Origin of the sequence: Streptomyces sp. PT12 (assembly GCF_003311645.1) — a bacterium.
Taxonomy (GTDB): Bacteria; Actinomycetota; Actinomycetes; order Streptomycetales; family Streptomycetaceae; genus Streptomyces.
Genome location: NZ_QEST01000081.1, coordinates 40,159 through 57,343, shown reverse-complemented (window position 1 = coordinate 57,343; position 17,185 = coordinate 40,159). Strand labels below are relative to the sequence as shown.

The 17,185-nt window shown below is 73.1% G+C and carries 15 protein-coding genes; 4 read left to right on the top strand and 11 right to left on the bottom strand.

Annotated elements, in window-relative coordinates; all coding sequences use genetic code 11:
- Window positions 1-43 precede the first annotated feature (43 nt).
- The 3 genes from DEH69_RS08895 to DEH69_RS08885 form a co-directional block, all read right to left on the bottom strand.
- Window positions 44-688, bottom strand: a complete 645-nt coding sequence (locus tag DEH69_RS08895; protein WP_113686362.1) for a TerB family tellurite resistance protein — start codon at window positions 686-688, stop codon at window positions 44-46.
- Between the two features lie 104 nt (window positions 689-792).
- Window positions 793-2,523, bottom strand: coding sequence for a 2-isopropylmalate synthase (leuA, locus tag DEH69_RS08890; protein WP_113686361.1), 1,731 nt, complete (start codon window positions 2,521-2,523; stop codon window positions 793-795).
- 243 nt (window positions 2,524-2,766) lie between these two features.
- Window positions 2,767-3,993, bottom strand: a complete 1,227-nt coding sequence (locus DEH69_RS08885) for a PP2C family protein-serine/threonine phosphatase (protein ID WP_258534542.1) — start codon at window positions 3,991-3,993, stop codon at window positions 2,767-2,769.
- 77 nt (window positions 3,994-4,070) lie between these two features.
- On the opposite strand from DEH69_RS08885, the gene recO reads away from it, so the two are divergent.
- Entirely contained in the window at window positions 4,071-4,820 is a 750-nt protein-coding gene (gene recO / locus DEH69_RS08880) for a DNA repair protein RecO (protein ID WP_113686401.1), read from the top strand.
- Between the two features lie 47 nt (window positions 4,821-4,867).
- The gene (locus DEH69_RS08875; RefSeq protein ID WP_113686359.1) at window positions 4,868-5,764 is read left to right on the top strand and encodes an isoprenyl transferase; all 897 of its coding nucleotides are present in this window, start codon (window positions 4,868-4,870) and stop codon (window positions 5,762-5,764) included.
- Here DEH69_RS08875 and DEH69_RS08870 read toward each other — a convergent pair.
- The 4 genes from DEH69_RS08870 to DEH69_RS08855 form a co-directional block, all read right to left on the bottom strand.
- Entirely contained in the window at window positions 5,761-6,183 is a 423-nt protein-coding gene (locus DEH69_RS08870) for a Fur family transcriptional regulator (RefSeq protein WP_113686358.1), read from the bottom strand. The two genes, DEH69_RS08875 and DEH69_RS08870, sit on opposite strands and share 4 nt — an antisense overlap.
- An 82-nt stretch (window positions 6,184-6,265) precedes the next feature.
- The gene (locus DEH69_RS08865) at window positions 6,266-7,150 is read right to left on the bottom strand and encodes a metal ABC transporter permease (protein ID WP_113686357.1); all 885 of its coding nucleotides are present in this window, start codon (window positions 7,148-7,150) and stop codon (window positions 6,266-6,268) included.
- On the bottom strand, window positions 7,150-7,905 hold the full coding sequence (locus DEH69_RS08860) for a metal ABC transporter ATP-binding protein (RefSeq protein ID WP_113686356.1): 756 nt from the start codon (window positions 7,903-7,905) through the stop codon (window positions 7,150-7,152). Before DEH69_RS08860 ends, DEH69_RS08865 begins: the two co-directional genes overlap by 1 nt.
- A gap of 84 nt (window positions 7,906-7,989) precedes the next feature.
- A complete protein-coding gene (locus DEH69_RS08855) occupies window positions 7,990-9,057 on the bottom strand; it encodes a metal ABC transporter substrate-binding protein (protein WP_113686355.1) in 1,068 nt (355 codons plus the stop codon).
- 172 nt (window positions 9,058-9,229) lie between these two features.
- Here DEH69_RS08855 and DEH69_RS08850 point away from each other — a divergent pair, with 172 nt between their 5' ends.
- Window positions 9,230-10,612, top strand: coding sequence for a glycine--tRNA ligase (locus DEH69_RS08850; RefSeq protein ID WP_113686354.1), 1,383 nt, complete (start codon window positions 9,230-9,232; stop codon window positions 10,610-10,612).
- A gap of 181 nt (window positions 10,613-10,793) precedes the next feature.
- Here the strand turns inward: DEH69_RS08850 and DEH69_RS08845 are convergent, their stop codons facing one another.
- The gene (locus tag DEH69_RS08845; protein ID WP_113686353.1) at window positions 10,794-11,378 is read right to left on the bottom strand and encodes a TetR family transcriptional regulator; all 585 of its coding nucleotides are present in this window, start codon (window positions 11,376-11,378) and stop codon (window positions 10,794-10,796) included.
- Between the two features lie 12 nt (window positions 11,379-11,390).
- Window positions 11,391-12,395 (bottom strand): aldo/keto reductase, encoded by a 1,005-nt coding sequence (locus DEH69_RS08840; protein WP_113686352.1) that lies wholly within the window; start codon window positions 12,393-12,395, stop codon window positions 11,391-11,393.
- A gap of 218 nt (window positions 12,396-12,613) precedes the next feature.
- Between DEH69_RS08840 and dusB the strand changes: the two genes are divergently transcribed.
- Window positions 12,614-13,762 carry a tRNA dihydrouridine synthase DusB gene (gene dusB / locus DEH69_RS08835; RefSeq protein ID WP_113686351.1) on the top strand — a complete coding sequence of 383 codons (1,149 nt, stop codon included), beginning with the start codon at window positions 12,614-12,616 and terminating at the stop codon, window positions 13,760-13,762.
- A gap of 115 nt (window positions 13,763-13,877) precedes the next feature.
- Here dusB and DEH69_RS08830 read toward each other — a convergent pair whose 3' ends face one another.
- Both DEH69_RS08830 and DEH69_RS08825 read right to left on the bottom strand, forming a co-directional pair.
- The gene (locus DEH69_RS08830) at window positions 13,878-15,794 is read right to left on the bottom strand and encodes a glycogen debranching N-terminal domain-containing protein (RefSeq protein ID WP_113686399.1); all 1,917 of its coding nucleotides are present in this window, start codon (window positions 15,792-15,794) and stop codon (window positions 13,878-13,880) included.
- Window positions 15,794-17,110: a hypothetical protein gene (locus DEH69_RS08825; RefSeq protein WP_113686400.1), complete on the bottom strand. Its 1,317-nt coding sequence runs from the start codon at window positions 17,108-17,110 to the stop codon at window positions 15,794-15,796. The genes DEH69_RS08830 and DEH69_RS08825 overlap by 1 nt, the downstream gene beginning before the upstream one ends.
- Window positions 17,111-17,185 lie beyond the last annotated feature (75 nt).

The following is a 17,185-nucleotide window of genomic DNA, read 5'->3' as shown; positions in this document are numbered from 1 at the left end:
GGGGCTGTCGGGGCTGTCGGGGCTGTCGGGGGCGTTGGCGTCGTTACGCCGAGAGCGCCGTCGCGAGCAGCCGTTCGGTGTCCGAGGGGGACAGGCGCAGCGCCTCGCCGACCGCGCCGAGCATGGCGCGTTCCGTGGCGTGGTACGGGCCGTCGGCCAGGGCGATGCGCGCGCCGTGCAGCAGCAGCGACTCGCGGCCCGGCGACGCCAGGTGCGGGGTCAGCTCCGAGAGGGTCGCCCTGACCTCGCGGTCGAGCAGCGGAAGGCTCTTCGCGCCGAGCGCGGCCTGGAGCGTCAGCAGGCGCTCCTCGGTGCAGTCGGGGAAGCCCGCCGCGCGGATCGATTCGACGGCCGCCCGCCGCGCGGCCGACCCCGCCGCGCCCGCGCCGCCGCCCGCGGCGAGCAGCGCCAGCGCTATCGTGTGGACGCCGTCGCGCAGCAGCGCGGAGAGCCGGGTCGTGGTGGGCCGGTCGAGGGCGGTGAGCGGGAAGTGGCCGCGGCACGAGACGCACTCGACGACGGGCTCGGCCCTGCCGCGCGGCAGCACCGGCACCCCGAGGACGGTCAGCCTGCGCCGCCCGCCGAGCCGCCGGTAGCAGCGGTCGCCGCCGCAGGCCGCGCAGAAGAAATCACCGTCGTCCAGCACGCGCCAGGCCGTGCGGACGCCCGCCACCCGGGGATGCACCACGCCGTACCTCCGTAACCCACCGGCGACTCTGCCGTGGGCGTGATGTTAACCACAGGCGGGCGTCCGCGTCAGTAGCGCGTCGGCACGAAGCGGGCGCCTCTGCTCTACCGCGAGGCCCTGTTGACCGCGGAGACCACGGCCTTGAGCGAGGCGCGCACGATGTTCGCGTCGATGCCGACGCCCCACAGCACCCGGTCCCCGATGGCGCACTCGATGTACGCGGCGGCCTGCGACCCCGCGCCCTCGCTCATCGTGTGCTCGACGTAGTCAAGCAGCCTGACCTCGTCCCCGACGACCCCCGCGGCGGCCAGCGCGTCGAAGAACGCCGCGATCGGGCCGTTCCCCGTGCCGGTCAGCGTGGTGCCGACGCCGTCGACCACGGCCGCGACGGTGAGCGCGTCCTGGCCCTCGCTCGTCGTCGAGGTCTGCGCCTCGCGCAGCGCCACCCGGCCCCAGCCGGAGCCCGGCGCGGGAAGGTACTCGTCGGTGAAGATCTCCCACATGAGCGCGGGGGTGATCTCGCCGCCCTCGGCGTCCGTCCTCTCCTGGATGATCTTCGAGAACTCCACCTGCATGCGGCGCGGCAGGTCCAGCTTGTGGTCGTTCTTGAGGACATAGGCCACGCCGCCCTTGCCCGACTGGGAGTTGACCCGGATCACGGCCTCGTAGGAGCGGCCCACGTCCTTGGGGTCGATCGGCAGATACGGCACGTCCCACACGTCGCCCGGCTCCTCGGCCATCGCCTCGAAGCCCTTCTTGATCGCGTCCTGGTGCGAGCCGGAGAAGGCGGTGTAGACGAGGTCGCCCACATACGGGTGGCGCGGGTGGACCTCCATCTGGTTGCAGTACTCCCATGTGCGGCGGATCTCGTCGATCTCGGAGAAGTCGATCTGCGGGTCGACGCCCTGCGAGAAGAGGTTCATGCCCAGGGTCACCAGGTCGACGTTCCCGGTGCGCTCGCCCTGCCCGAACAGGCAGCCCTCGATCCGGTCAGCGCCCGCCATCAGCGCGAGCTCGGCGGCGGCGACGGCGGTGCCGCGGTCGTTGTGCGGGTGGACGGACAGGCACACGTGCTCGCGGCGCGACAGGTGGCGGCCCATCCACTCGAAGCGGTCGGCGTGGGTGGAGGGCGTGGAGCGTTCGACCGTGGCGGGCAGGTTGAGGATGATCTCGCGGCCCTCGTCGGGCTGCCACACGTCCATGACGCCCTCGCAGACCTCGAGGGCGAAGTCCAGCTCGGTGTCGGTGAAGATCTCGGGGCTGTACTGGTACCCGAACACCGTGCGGTCGTCCAGCAGCTTCTCGGCGTACTTCATCACCAGCCTGGTGCCGTCCACCGCGATCCGCTTGACGTCCTCGCGGCTGCCGCGGAAGACGACGCGGCGGAACGTGGGGGCGGTCGCGTTGTACAGGTGGACGGTGGCGTGGTGGGCGCCCACGAGCGACTCGACGGTGCGCTCGATCAGCTCCTCGCGCGCCTGTGTCAGCACCGAGATGGTGACGTCGTCGGGGATGGCGCCCTCCTCGATGATGGAGCGCACGAAGTCGAAGTCGGTCTGCCCCGATGACGGGAAGCCGACCTCGATCTCCTTGTAGCCCATGCGCACCAGCAGGTCGAACATCGCGCGCTTGCGGGCCGGGGACATCGGGTCGATCAGGGCTTGGTTGCCGTCGCGCAGGTCCGTGGAGAGCCAGCGGGGGGCGGCGGTGAGGCGCCTGCTCGGCCAGGTGCGGTCGGGCAGGTCGACGGCCTCGAACGGGCGGTACTTGTGGATCGGCATCCCGGAGGGCCGCTGGCGTACGGAGGCGGCGGTCAACGGGGTCGGCTTGCTCATGAGGGGCGATTCTCCCGGGCGGACGGACGTGGGGGCCGACGGCAGCGCCGCACTCCGCGGGGAGGGGGTCGGCCTGACTACAGACCCTCGCCGCGGCGGCTAAGGAGAAGAATCCCGAAACGCATCGCCTGCCCAGCCTAATCCCCCCGGTGCCACACGCCTCGGCCGTATCAGCATCCGAGACGGCAGGGCCGAGACGGCAGGGCCGAGACGGCAGGGCCGAGACGGCAGGGCCGTGAGGGCTCAGCCGCGCGGCACCCCGGGCGGCGGCTCGGGGAACGCGTAGGGCGCGATGCCCTCGTCCCCCCGGTGCTCCGTCCTGCGCACCGCGAGAACCGCCGTGTCGTCGGCCAGGCGCCGCCTGGTGTGGTCGAGCACCGCCCGGCTGACCCGGTCCACCACGGTGGCGGGCGCGGTGTCGTCGTCTTCCTCGAGCCGGTCGGTCAGCGGCAGGAACGCGCCCGACCGGTCGCGCGCCTCCGTCACCCCGTCCGAGAACAGCAGCAGCGTCTCCCCCCGCCCGAACGGCACCCGTCGCGTCGGCGGCCACCCCGCCCACCTGTGCCCCTCCACCCCGGCCACCAGGTCGACCATGCCGAGCGGCGCCCCCTCGCCCTCGGGCAGCCGCCGCACGCGCTCCGCGCCGCCGAGGGCGAGCGGCCCGGGGTGCCCGAAGTTGACCAGCTCGATCCAGCCGGTGTCCGCCGGGGGGAACGACACCAGCACCGCCGTCGTGAAGCGCGCGTCGGGCTGGCCGAGCGCGGCGATGTAGTAGTTGTGCCGCCGCATCCTGGTCTCCAGGCGCCACGCCACCGCCGCGAGCTCCCGCTCGTAGTACGCGGCCTCCCTGAACGCGCTCAGCAGCGCCGCCGCCGCGTCCACCGCGGACGTTCCCTTGCCCTGCACATCGCCGAGCATCACGCGCGTGCCGTGCGGCGACGGCTGGATGTCGAAGAAGTCGCCGCCCACCCGGGCCGCGCTGTCCGCCGCCAGGTAGACGCTGGCCGACTCGAGGCCCCCCGCCCCCCGCGGGATCGGGCGCAGCACCGCGAGCCGGGTCGCGTCGGCCGCGTTCTCCACGCTCACCAGCAGGTCGCGGGCGCGGCGGCGCAGCCACGCGGCGAGCACGGCGAGCAGCCCGCCCGCCACCACGAGCCAGAAGTCGACGGCGCCGCGGTGGTAGCGGTACTCGTGGGCCTGGTCGAGGAGCGCGAAGAGGGCGGCGGCGCCCGCGGCGAACAGGGCCGTGGCCACCACCCCGCACAGCGCCGCCGCGATGCCGGGCACCAGCACGATCCAGGTGACGATCCTGAGGTCGCCCGAGGTCTGCGTGTCCACGGCGGCGATGGTGACGAGCAGCCCGGTCGGCAGCAGCCAGGCCAGGTTCAGGCGGCCGATCCGGAGCGCGGGCTCGCCCGACATGACCCAGCGGCGCCACCGTCTGCGACTTGGCGTCACCGAGGGGTCCACCCCTCCACCTTCCGGGAGCCGCCCCCGCCGCGCCCGGCGGGGGTCGGCCGAACGGGGCATGGGCCAGAATGGCCCGCATGACCCTGTTCCGCGACGACGGCATCGTGCTGCGCACCCAGAAGCTCGGGGAGGCGGATCGGATCATCACACTGCTGACCAGGACCCATGGGCGGGTGCGTGCGGTGGCGCGCGGGGTGCGGCGCACCAAGTCGCGCTTTGGCGCGCGCCTTGAGCCGTTCTCGCACGTGGACGTGCAGTTCTTCGCGCGGGGCGGCGCGCTCGTCGGGCGCGGGCTGCCGCTGTGCACGCAGACCGAGACGATCGCGCCGTACGGGCGGCACATCGTCGACGACTACGCGCGGTACACCGCGGGCACCGCGATGCTGGAGACCGCGGAGCGCTTCACCGACCACGAGGGCGAGCCGAACGTCCAGCAGTACCTCCTGCTCGTGGGCGGGCTGCGGACGCTGGCCGCCGGGGCGCACGCGCCGGGGCTCGTGCTGGACGCGTTCCTGCTGCGTTCGCTCGCGGTCGGCGGGTACGCGCCCACCTTTGTCGACTGCGCGAAGTGCGGGCTCCCGGGCCCGAACCGCTTCTTCTCGGTGGCCGCGGGGGGTTCGGTGTGCGGCGACTGCCGCGTTCCCGGCAGCGTGGTGCCGTCCCCCGAGGCGCTGCGGCTGCTTGGCGCGCTGCTCGCGGGCGACTGGGAGACGGCCGACGGGGCCGAGGCCCGGCACGTCAGGGAGGGCAGCGGGCTCGTCTCGGCGTATCTGCACTGGCATCTGGAACGGGGGCTGCGGTCCCTGCGGTTCGTCGAGAAGGGCTGAGAGGGATACCCTCGGCGGCAGGACAGCACCTACTCCTGGAGTTCGCCATGGCCCGCCGTGGAATCCTCGTGTCCCGGCCGCGTCGCGAGTACCGCGCCCCCGACCCGCACCCCTCGGGTGCGCGACCGCCCAAGCTCCCCGGCGAGTTGATCCCCCGCCATGTGGCGATCGTGATGGACGGGAACGGCCGCTGGGCCAAGCGGCGCGGGCTGCCACGTACCGAGGGGCACAAGGTCGGCGAGGGCGTCGTCCTCGAAGTGGTCAAGGGCTGCATCGAGATGGGCGTGCGGAACCTCTCGCTCTACGCCTTCTCCACGGAGAACTGGAAGCGTTCCCCCGACGAGGTCCGCTTCCTCATGGGCTTCAACCGCGACGTGATCGACCGGCGCACCGACGAGCTGGACGCCATGGGCGTGCGCGTGCGGTGGGCGGGGCGCGAGCCGCGCCTGTGGAAGTCGGTGATCCGCAAGCTCCAGGCGGCCGAGGAGCGCACGCGGGACAACGACGTGATGACGCTCTACATGTGCGTCAACTACGGTGGCCGCGCGGAGATCGCGGACGCGGCGGCGCGCCTGGCGGAGGACGCGCGGGCCGGGCGGATATCGCCGGAGAGGGTCGACGAGCGGACGTTCGCGCGGTATCTGTACCACTCCGACATGCCGGACGTGGACCTCTTCCTGCGCCCCTCGGGCGAGCAGCGCACGTCCAACTACCTGATCTGGCAGAGCGCTTACGCCGAGATGGTCTACCAGGACGTGCTGTGGCCCGACTTCGACCGGCGCAACCTGTGGGACGCCTGCGCCGAGTACGCCTCACGCGACCGCCGCTTCGGCGGCGCCCTCCCCAACGAGATCGCGGGCGGGGCCCCTGGTGGTGTCTCTGACGGTGTCTCTGGCGGTGCTTCGGGCGGCGCGCCCGCGGGGGGGCTAGCGGGCGGCGGCTAGCCTTCCTGCGCCCTGCGGGCGCAGTCGCCGCATGTGCCGAAGATCTCCACGGTGTGGTCCACGTCCACGAACCCGTGCTCGGCGGCGATCGCGTCCGCCCACTTCTCGACCGCGGGCCCCGCGACCTCCACCGCCTTGCCGCATGAGCGGCACACCAGGTGGTGGTGGTGCTCCTCGGTGCTGCACCTGCGGTAGACGGCCTCGCCGTCGTTGGTGCGCAGAACGTCCACCTCTCCCGCGTCGGCGAGCGACTGGAGGGTGCGGTAGACGGTGGTGAGGCCGACCGAGTCGCCGCGGTGCTTGAGCATGTCGTGCAGCTCCTGCGCGCTGCGGAACTCGTCCACCTCGGCCAGCGCCGCCGCGACCGCCGCGCGCTGGCGCGTCGACCGGCCGCGCACCGACGGTTCTGCCGTCCCCACGGAGAGCCTCCCGAGCGTCGTTCGTTCCTGCGTCGTCTGCTCGGCCAGGGTAGCCCCTTTCGCCATCGGTTTCGGGCGGCCTTCACGGGCGGGCCGCGAGCGCGGGGTCGCGATCGCTCCCGGCGCCGGGGGTCGCGGGCCGCGCGCGCCTGGCCCGCAGCCTGGCCAGCGGCACGGCGAGCAGGGCCGCGAGCACGAAGACGCCGATCGCCAGGAGCACGATGGTGGCCCCCGGCGGCACGTCCTGGTAGTACGACGTGGCGGTGCCGGAGACGGAGACCAGCACGCCGATCGTCAGGGCCGCGGCCAGCGTCGTCGCGAAGCCGCGGGTGACCTGCTGGGCGGCCACCACGGGGATCACCATCAGCGCGCTGACCAGCAGCAGGCCGACCACGCGCATCGCGACGGTGACGGTGGCGGCCGCGGTGACGGCGAGCAGCAGGTTGAGCGCCCGCACCGGCAGGCCCGTCACGCGGGCGAACTCCTCGTCCTGGCACACCGCGAACAGCTGCCTGCGCAGCCCGAGCGCCACCAGCACCACGAACGCCGAGAGCAGCGTGATCGCGGTGATGTCGTCGGGCGAGACGGTGGTCACCGAGCCCCACAGGTAGCTGGTGAGGTTGGCCGTCGAGCCGCCGGGCGCCAGGTTGATGATCATGACGCCGCCCGCCATGCCGCCGTAGAACAGCATGGCCAGCGCGATGTCGCCGCGCGCACGCCCCGAGGCGCGCAGCAGCTCCATCCCGACCGCGCCGAGCGCCGAGACGGCGACGGCCGTCCAGACGGGGCTGCTCTCGAACAGGAAGCCGAGGGCCACGCCCGTCAACGCGACATGCCCGATGCCGTCGCCCATGAGCGCCTGCCGCCGCTGCACGAGGTAGATGCCGACGGCGGGGGCGGCCACGCCGATCAACAGGGCGGCCAGCAGGGCCCGTTGCATGAAGGGGTAGTCGAGCAGCTCGAACATCACAGGATCCCCGTCTGGAGCGGCGACTCGGCCGACGGCTCAACGGCGTCGGCCGGATGGCATGCCTGGCTCTCGGGCAGCCCGGCCGGGTGCTCGACGGTGCGCTCCACCCGGCCGTGGGCCAGCACGACGGCCCGGTCGATCAATGGCTGGAGCGGGCCCGTCTCGTGCAGCACGAGCAGCACCGCGACCCCGTCGGCGACCAGCGTCCGCAGCGTCCCCGCGAGCACGCGCTGGCTGGCCAGGTCGACGCCCGCGAGTGGTTCGTCCATGATCAACGCCTCGGGCTCGGCCGTCAGCGCGCGCGCGATCAGCACGCGCTGGTGCTGGCCGCCCGAGAGCGCGTCCACCGCGTCGTGCGCCCGGTCGGCCAGGCCCACCAGGCCAAGGGCGCGGTCCACGGCGGCGTGGTCGGCGCGGCGCAGCGGGCGCAGGCCGCGGCGGGCCAGGCGCCCTGCCGCGACGACCTCGCGCACGGTGGCGGGCACGCCGCCCGCGGCGGTCGAGCGCTGCGGGACATAGCCGACCCTGGCCCAGTCGCGGAACCGCCGGACCGGGGTGCCGAACAGCGTCAACGTGCCCGCGCTGACCGGCACCTGCCCCACGGCGGCGCGCACGGCGGTGGACTTGCCCGAGCCGTTGGCGCCGAGCAGCGCGACCACCTCGCCGGGGCGCACGGCCAGGTCGACGCCGTGCAGGACCCGCTGCCCGCCGAGCTCGGCGCGGACCCCGGTCAGGGATATCACGGGCTCCATGGGGGACCTCTTCCGTCTCGTCGTGCGTCCGTGCGTGTGTCCGTGCGTCTGTCCGTGTGCGCGTCGGCCCGTGGGCCGCCGGGGTCAGGCGGCGCCGAGCGCGAGGCGCAGGGCCTCGAGGTTGGCGCGCATCACGGCGATGTAGTCAGCGCCGGGGGAGTCCTCGGTGATTCCCTCGAGCGGGTCGAGGACGGCCGTGTCGATCCCGAGGTCGTCGGCCAGGGTGCGCGCGGTCTCGTCGCTGACCAGGGTCTCGAAGAAGACGGTGGTCACGCCGTCCGCCTCGGCGATCTCCTGGAGATCGCGCATCCGGGCGGCGCTGGGCTCGGACTCGGGGTCGAGACCGGCGATGGACTCCTGGCGGAGGCCGTAGCGCTCGGCGAGGTAGCCGAACGCCGAGTGCGTCGTGATGAACGTGTCCGTCTCGGCCGCGGCCAGTCCCTCGCTGAACTCCTGGTCCAGCGCGGTCAGCTCCTCGGTGAGCTCGGCGGTGGCGCGCTCGTAGTCGGCGGCGTTGTCCGGGTCGGCCTCGGCAAGCGCGGCGCCGACGCCCTCGGCGACCTCGCCGTACTTCACGGGGTCGAGCCACACATGCGGGTCGAGCCCGCCCTCGTGCGCGTGGCCGTGCTCCTCCTCGTGGGCCTCGTCCTCGCCGTGGCCCTCGTCGGCGTGCTCGTCCTCGCCGTGCTCCTCCTCCTCGCCGTGCTCGCCGTGCTCGTCCCCGGCGTGGCCCTCGTCCTCGTGGAGGGTGGTGAACGACGTGGCCTCGGCGACGTGTTCGGCGCCCGACTGCTCGATCGCGTCGTCCACGGCGGGCTGGAGCCCGGCCAGGTAGACGACGAGGTCGGCCTCGTGGAGCGAGGCGGTCTGCTGGGGGCTGATCTCCAGGTCGTGCGGCTCGACGCCCGGCTCGGTGAGGGTTTCCACGGAGACATGGTCGCCGCCGATGCGCTCCACCAGGAACTCCATCGGATAGAACGACGCCACTACGCTCAACCGGCCGTCCCCGCCCTGCCCTTCGTCGCCCCCGCCCCCGCCGTCGTCCGAGCCGCAGGCCGAGAGGGCCAGCAGGCCGAGTGCCGTGGCACCGGCGGCCAGGGCGGGGATGCGTATCCGGGAGCGTGAACGGCGTCTTGTTGTCATGACAGCCATTTTCACTACAAGTGGAAATGATTGTCAAATGGGTCAATGTGGCCTGACGGCGGGCCCTGTGGGAGGGGTCGCCCCGGCCGGTCCGGATTCCCGTTACCGATTTGCTGCGGCCCCCTTGTACGCCGGTAACCTGAGGCAATTCCATGTCGTCCTTCGTCCTGAAGAGAGCACCGTGGCCGCCGACAAGATCGACACCATCGTCAGCCTCAGCAAGCGCCGTGGCTTCGTCTACCCCAGCAGCGAGATCTACGGCGGGCAGCGTGCCGCCTGGGACTACGGGCCGCTGGGCGTGGAGCTGAAGGAGAACATCAAGCGCCAGTGGTGGCGCGCCATGGTCACCTCGCGCGACGACGTCGTCGGGATCGACTCGTCGGTCATCCTGGCCACGGAGGTGTGGCAGGCGTCGGGGCACGTCGCCACCTTCACCGACCCGCTGACCGAGTGCACCTCCTGCCACAAGCGCTTCCGCGCGGACCACCTGGAGGAGGCGTACGAGGCGAAGCACGGCCACGCGCCCACCGGCGGCCTCGCCGACCTCAACTGCCCCAACTGCGGGAACAAGGGCACCTTCACCGAGCCCAAGCAGTTCTCCGGGCTGCTCTCCACCCACCTCGGCCCGACGCAGGACTCGGGCTCGGTGGCCTATCTGCGGCCCGAGACCGCGCAGGGCATTTTCACCAACTTCGCCGCCGTGCAGCAGACGTCGCGCCGCAAGCCGCCGTTCGGCATCGCGCAGATGGGCAAGTCCTTCAGGAACGAGATCACCCCCGGCAACTTCATCTTCCGCACCCGTGAGTTCGAGCAGATGGAGATGGAGTTCTTCGTCAAGCCAGGCGAGGACGAGCACTGGCACGGATACTGGATGGAGCAGCGCTGGAGCTGGTACCGCGACCTCGGCCTCTCCGAGGCGAACATGCGGTGGTACGAGCACCCCAAGGAGAAGCTGTCCCACTACTCCAAGCGCACCGCCGACATCGAGTACCGCTTCAACTTCCAGGGCTCGGAGTTCGGTGAGCTCGAGGGTGTCGCCAACCGCACCGACTACGACCTCAACGCCCACTCCAAGGCGTCGGGCCAGGACCTGAGCTACTTCGACCAGGAGGCGGGCGAGCGCTGGACGCCCTATGTCATCGAGCCCGCCGCGGGTGTCGGCCGCACGATGCTGGCGTTCCTCCTCGACGGGTACCGCGAGGACGAGGCACCCAACGCCAAGGGCAAGATGGAGAAGCGCGCCGTGCTCGGCCTCGACCCGCGCCTCGCCCCGGTCAAGGTCGGCGTGCTGCCGCTCTCCCGGAACCCCCAGCTCTCCCCGAAGGCCCGCGACCTGGCCACCGCGCTGCGCCGGAGCTGGAACATCGAGTTCGACGACGCGGGCGCCATCGGCCGCCGCTACCGTCGCCAGGACGAGATCGGCACGCCGTTTTGTGTGACGGTCGACTTCGACACCCTGGACGACAACGCCGTGACCGTGCGCGAGCGTGACTCGATGAAGCAGGAGCGGGTCTCGCTCGACCAGATCGAGTCCTACCTGGGGGCCCGCCTCGTGGGCTGCTGACCCCCGCCCTTCCCGACCGACGCCGGTCCGCCCCCACCCGGGAGCGACCGGCGTCGCTCACGAGATCAGCCGTCCCAGCCCGCGGTGTCCAGCGCGCGGCTAGCCCGCGGGCACGTCCATCCGCCGCGCCGGGGGCGCCCGTCGTGCCTGTGCCCGGGCACGGACGGCGATCGCCGGTGGATCAGCTGGTCAGTCCCCGCAGGATCAGGTCGCGCACCGCCTCGAAGTCCGCGTCCGCCGAGGGGTCGGACCACTGCGGGGCATACGAGGGGTCGTGGAAGCGGGCGGTGGCCTGGAAGACCGCGCGGGCCGCGGTGTCGGGCCCCGAGGACAGGCCGGTGAACGTCCCCTGCGCGCGGCCGTCCTCGATGATCCGGGCCAGCTGGCCCTCCAGGTCGGTGACATGCTGGTCGACGGCCTCGCTGTGCTCGCCGACGAGCGAGGTGTACGTCGCGAACAGCTCCGGGTCGTCGCCCGCCTTGCGCCGCTTCGCCGCGAACAGGCCCGTCAGCCAGTCGACGAGGCGTTCCTCGGCCGGGCCCTGGCGCTCGGCCACGGACTCCAGCTGCTCGGTGGTGCGGTCGAGCCAGCGCTTGGTGACGGCCTCGCGCAGCGCGGCCTTGGTCCTGAAGTGGCGGTAGACCGTGCCATGGCTGACGCCGAGGGCCCGCGCCACGTCCACCACGGTGGCCTTCGCCGGGCCGTAGCGCCGCAGCACCTCCTCCGTGGCCCGTAGGATCTGCTCGGGCGTCAGCGCTTCGGCCATACCGTCCCTACTTCACTTCTCGCTGTCCAGGTGCGCCATCTGGGCCGCCGGATACCGCTCGCCCGCTATGGAGCCGGGCGGGAGGGCCTTGCCTAGGGCGGCCAGCTCGTCGGCGTCGAGACTAACGCCCAGCGCCGCGAGCGATTCGTCCAGCCGCTGCCTGGTCCTGGCGCCGACGAGCGGGACGATGTCCTCGCCCTGGGCGAGCACCCACGCGATGGCCAGCTGCGCGACCGTCACGCCCTTGTCGTCGGCCATCTCCCGCAGGATCTCGACCAGGCCGAGATTGTGCTGGATGTTCTCCGGGGAGAAGCGCGGGGACATGGCGCGGAAGTCGGTCGGCGACAGGCGCCGGTCGGGCGTCCAGTGCCCGCTGATCAGGCCGCGGGAGAGCACGCCATAGGCCGTGACGCCGATGCCCAACTCCCGCACGGTGGGCAGGATCTCCGGCTCGATGCCGCGCGAGACCAGCGAGTACTCGATCTGGAGGTCCGCTATCGGCGCGGTGGCCGCGGCCCGCCTGATCGTGTCGGCCCCCAGCTCCGAGAGCCCTATGTGGCGCACATGCCCGCTCTCGACCAGCTCGGCGATCGCACCGACCGTCTCCTCGATGGGCACATCCGGGTCGGCCCGCGCGATGCGGTAGATGTCGATGTGGTCGGTGCCGAGCCGTTGCAGGGAGTACGCCGCGAAGCTCTTCACGGCGGCCGGGCGGCCGTCATAGCCGACGAAGGCGCCCTCAGGGGTGCGCAGCGCGCCGAACTTCACGCTGACCAGGGCCCGCTCCCGCGCCCCCGCGGGCGCCGTGCGCAGCGCCTCGCCGATCAGCAACTCGTTGTGCCCCATGCCGTAGAAGTCGCCGGTGTCCAGCAGGGTGACGCCCGCGTCGAGCGCGGCGTGGATCGTCGCCAGGGACTCGGCGCGGTCCGCCTCGCCGTAGAGCGCGGACATGCCCATGCAGCCCAGGCCGAGCGCCGAGACCTCCGGCCCGGTCGCCCCGAGCCGCCGGAGCGGCATCGCGGACGAAGCCGGAGAAGCAGCCGAAGCCGGAGAAGCAGCCGAAGTCGCAGAAGGAGCTGGAGAAGGAGCGGTCGTGGAGGAGGAAGTGGCCACCGGAGAAGAAGCCGTCTCTGAATGTGTCATGCCCCCAGAGTGACCCATCAACTGACAGATGTCAATATCTGTCAGGATCTCTTCTGTCCGCTCCCGCGCGGCCCCCGCCGCGCCGGGGGACAATGGGCTCCATGACGACTCCGCTCCACTACGGCCCGCACGCCGTGGACCCGCCCGTGGTGCTGGCCCCGATGGCGGGCATCACCAACGCGCCGTTCAGGACCCTGTGCCGCGAGTTCGCGGCCGGGCGCGGGCTGTTCGTCAGCGAGATGATCACCAGCAGGGCCCTGGTCGAGCGGAACGACAAGACGATGCGGCTCATCCACTTCGACGCCGCGGAGAAGCCCCGCTCCCTCCAGCTCTACGGCGTGGACCCGGCCACGGTCGGGCGCGCGGTGCGGATGATCGCCGACGAGGACCTGGCCGACCACATCGACCTGAACTTCGGCTGTCCCGTCCCCAAGGTGACCAGGCGCGGCGGGGGTTCGGCGCTCCCGTACAAGCGCCCGCTGCTGCGCGCGATCCTGCGCGAGGCGGTCGCGGGGGCGGGCGGCCTGCCGGTCACGGTAAAGATGCGCAAGGGCATCGACGACGACCACCTCACCCATCTCGACGCGGGCCGCATCGCCGTGGACGAGGGCGTCACCGCGATCGCCCTGCACGGCCGCACCGCGGCGCAGCACTACGGCGGCCGGGCCGACTGGTCCGCGATCGCCCGGCTCAAGGAGGCCGTGCCCGAGATCCCCGTGCTGGGCAACGGCGACATCTGGTCCGCCGACGACGCGGTGCGGATGATGCGCGAGACCGGCTGCGACGGCGTCGTGGTGGGCCGCGGCTGCCTGGGCCGCCCATGGCTGTTCGCCGACCTGGTGGCCGCGTTCGACGGGCGGGGACCCGAGGGCTATGCGCGCCCCTCGCTGCGCGAGGTCGCCGACGTGATGCTGCGGCACGCGAGGCTGCTGGGGGAGTGGCTCGGGGACGAGGCGCGCGGCGTGATCGACTTCCGCAAGCATGTCGCCTGGTACACCAAGGGGTTCTCGGTGGGCTCCGACCTGCGGGGCCGCCTGGCCGTGGTCGCCTCGCTCGCCGAGCTGGAGGACCTGCTGGGCACCCTTGACCTCTCCCAGGAGTGGCCCGCCGCGGCCGACGGTCCCCGTGGCCGCACCTCGGGCCGGAACAGAGTGGCGCTCCCCGACGGCTGGCTGGCCGACCCGTACGACGCGGGCGCCTGCGTCACCGCCGACGCGGAGTCCGCGACCTCGGGCGGCTGACCGCCCCGCGCGCGCCCCCGTCGAGACCGCGCCGCGCGCGCCGCCGCCCCGCACTCCGCCGCCCTGCCGCGGCCCCGACCGCCCGCCCCTCCCGGAAGGGGCGGGCGGGGCCCGGTCAGCGCGCCGCGGCCGCGACGTTCGAGACCGCCGTGCGCAGCGCGAGCGGCGAGGCCGCCGCCCACGCCTGCGGCGAGCACGCGTGGGGATAGGGGACGGGCTCGGGGTGTTCGGCGCGGGCGTAGCCCGCGATCACCTCGGGCATCCGGTAGCCGTGCCGCTCCGCCATCGCGAGCAGGCCACGCGTGAGCGTCGCCGCCTCCTCGTGCAGGCCGTACCGCGCGAGGCCGAGTGCCGCGATCGCGCTGTCGTGCGGCCACACGCTGCCCCGGTGGTACGACAGCGGGTGGTACGCCTCCTGGCCCGCCGCCAGCGTGCGCACGCCCCAGCCGGTGAAGAACGCGGGCGAGAGCAGGCGCCGCCCCACGGACTTGCCACGCTCCTCGTCGAGGATGCCCGTCCACAGCAGATGGCCCGCGTCCGAGCCGAGCGCGTCGACCCGTTCGCCCTCGCCGTCGAGGGCCAGCGCGGGGAAGTCCCGCTCGTCCAGCCAGAAGTCGGCGAGGAAACGCGCCCTGAGCCCGTCGGCCGCCGCGTCGAGGCGGTCGGCGTACCGGGGGTCGTCCCAGGTGGAACGCGCCAGGCGGGCCGTGCGGCGCAGCGCGTCATACGCGTAACCCTGTGCCGATGCCGCCGTGATGACGCCCTTGGCCGGGGTGCCGTCGGCGCGGCAGATCGCGCCGGGGGAGTCCTTCCAGCTCTGGTTCGCCAGGCCGCCCTCGTCGGCGCGGTAGCGCAGATAGCCGTGCTCGGCCAGGCCGCCCGAGTGGAACATCCAGTCCACCGCGGCCCGGGCGTTCCGTTCAAGGCGGTGGGCCAGCTTGTCGTCGCCCGTGGCCTGCGCGTGGGCGCCCAGCAGCACGAGGAAGAGCGGGGTGCTGTCCACCGAGCCGTAGTAACGCCCGTACGGCACCTGCCCGAAGTGGGCGAGCTCGCCGTGGCGCAGCTCGTGCACGATCTTGCCCGGCTGCGCGAGCCGGTCCGCGTCCTCGCCCGTGGCCTGCGCCGCGGCCAGCGCGAGCAGCGTCGCCGCGGCCGTCTCGGGGCGCGCGGGGAGCGCGAACAGCGAGGCGATCGCGGCATGGCGGCCGAGCAGCGTGAGGAACCACGGCACCCCCGCGGCCGGAACGCGCACCGGCTCGCCGTCGGGGCCGGTCGCGGTCATGCGCAGCGCGGTCAGGTCGGCCAGGCCCTGCGCGCACGCGCGGGCGAGCCCCGGCCAGCCATCGGGGACGTCGAGCTCGCGCGGCGCCGGGTCCTCGGGGAAGACCGCCGCCGACTCGGGCGCGCCGTACGGGTGCGCCGCCACGCGCAGCGTCAGCTCGGCCGAGCCGTGCGGCGGCAGCTCGACGCGCCAGCACAGCCGCCGCGCGCCGCTGCCGGTCTCCTCGACCGCCTCGGGCGCGGGCTCGGCCGTCACGGCCGTGCGCGAGTGCCACTCACGGCGCCGGTAGCCGAACTCGACCCCGTCGGGAAGTAACGACCTGGTGCGCACCGCGTGCGGCTTCTCGTACCAGCGGTGATCGGAACGCAGCTCGAACTGATCGGCGAAGTCCGCGTCGACGATCAGGGCGAGCAGCGTCTCGCAGGGCGCGCCTCGGTTGCTGCTGAGCCTGATGCGCTCCACCAGACCGCCGTCGCTCACGCGCTGCTCGCGGAAGACGGTCAGCGCGGGCGCCTCGGCGCGGCTGCCGGGCGGGGTCAGGACGCTGGTCGCGCTCGCGCCCGTGGACTCGGCGGGCATCAGGACGGTCGGCGTCGAGCCGTCGACGGTCAGCTGCCAGCGGCTGAGGTGCCGGGCGTCGCGCGCGAAGAGGCCGTGCGGATGGGCGCCGCGCTCGCCGGTGATGTCCCCCGAAGGACCGACCGCGAGAAACGTGCCGTCGTTGACGAGCAGGCAGTGCCCTGTCGTGATCAACGGTCCACCTCCGCGAGCAGGTCGATGGTGAGGGCCGCGGTCCAGCTGAAGTCGCGGCTCCCCCTGGCCTGGCCGGTGAACGGGTCCACATACTCGGCGAACCCGGAGTCCGCCGCGGCCCCCAGCAGGGTGGCGCGCAGCGCGTCGGCCCGGTCGGCGGCGCCGTGCAGGCGCAGCCCGCGCTCCAGCAGCCAGTTCACGTTGAACCACGCGGGCCCGCGCCAGTACCGGCAGGGGTCGAACGCGTGGCCCTTGAGGTCGTAGCTCGGCACGAGCCTGACCGAGCCGTCGAGGCCGAAGTGCTCGCCCGCCGCCGTGGCCAGCAGCGCCGTGGCGATCTCGTCGGGAAGGCCGGGGAGGATCAGCGGCAGCAGCCCCGCGGCGCTGCGCTCGCGCACCGTGCGCCCCGCGAGTACGTCGTGGCACAGGAAGAGGCCGTCGTCCTGGCTCCACAGCCGCTTGAGCAGCGCCGTCGTCAACTGCTCGGCGCGCACCTGGTGGTCGTAGGGGTCGGCGCCGATCGCGGCGGCGATGTCGGCGAGCGCGTGCTCCGAGGCGGCGAGCAGGGCGTTGAACCCGGGATCTTCCACGGCGAAGCGGTGGCGGCCCGCGTCGTCGGCGTACCCGTCGTCGCGGTACCGCTCGGCGAGGCGGACATAACGCCCGTAGTCCAGGTCGGTGGGCCGGTCGGTCGCGCAGCCGTGGTCGAGGTCGGCGCGCTGGAACGTCGCGGTGGCGGCGGGCTCGATGCGGGAGAGCGGCGGGTCCCAGCACGGGCTGTTGTCCATGCCGGACTCCCAGGGGTGGACGATGGACGCAAGGCCGCGGCCGCCGAGGTCGCGGCGCTCGGTGAGGTAGCGCTGCCAGGCGACGAGCCGGGGGTAGAGGCGGGCGAGGAAGCCGCGGCTCTCGGACGCGGCGGGGTCGGCCTGGTGCACGAGCCAGGCGGCCACCGCGTGGATGGGGGGCTGCACGATGCCGGAGGTCTCCACGGCGGTCGGCGCCCCGGCGCGGTCCCCCGCGAGGGAGGAGCGCCAGAAGTCGGGGCTCGGGAAGTACGCGGAGAGCGGGACCGCGGGGTTGAAGACGATGTGCGGGACCCGGCCGTCGGCCCACTGGGCGGCGAGCAGCGACTCCAGCTCGCTCTGCGCGCGGACGGGGGAGAGGTGACGCAGGCCGATGGCGACGAAGCCCGAGTCCCAGCTCCACTGGTGTGGGTACAGGGTGCGCGAGGGGACCGTGGAGCATCCGGTCCAGTTGCCCGAGAGGACGCGGCGGGCGTTGTTGTATGCGATCGACGAGGGGGACGCGATCGATGAGGGTCTCGGAAGCTGAAGGTGATCAGCGGTGTCCACGTGGGCTCCGGAGGAGGGCGGCGCGTTCGCTGC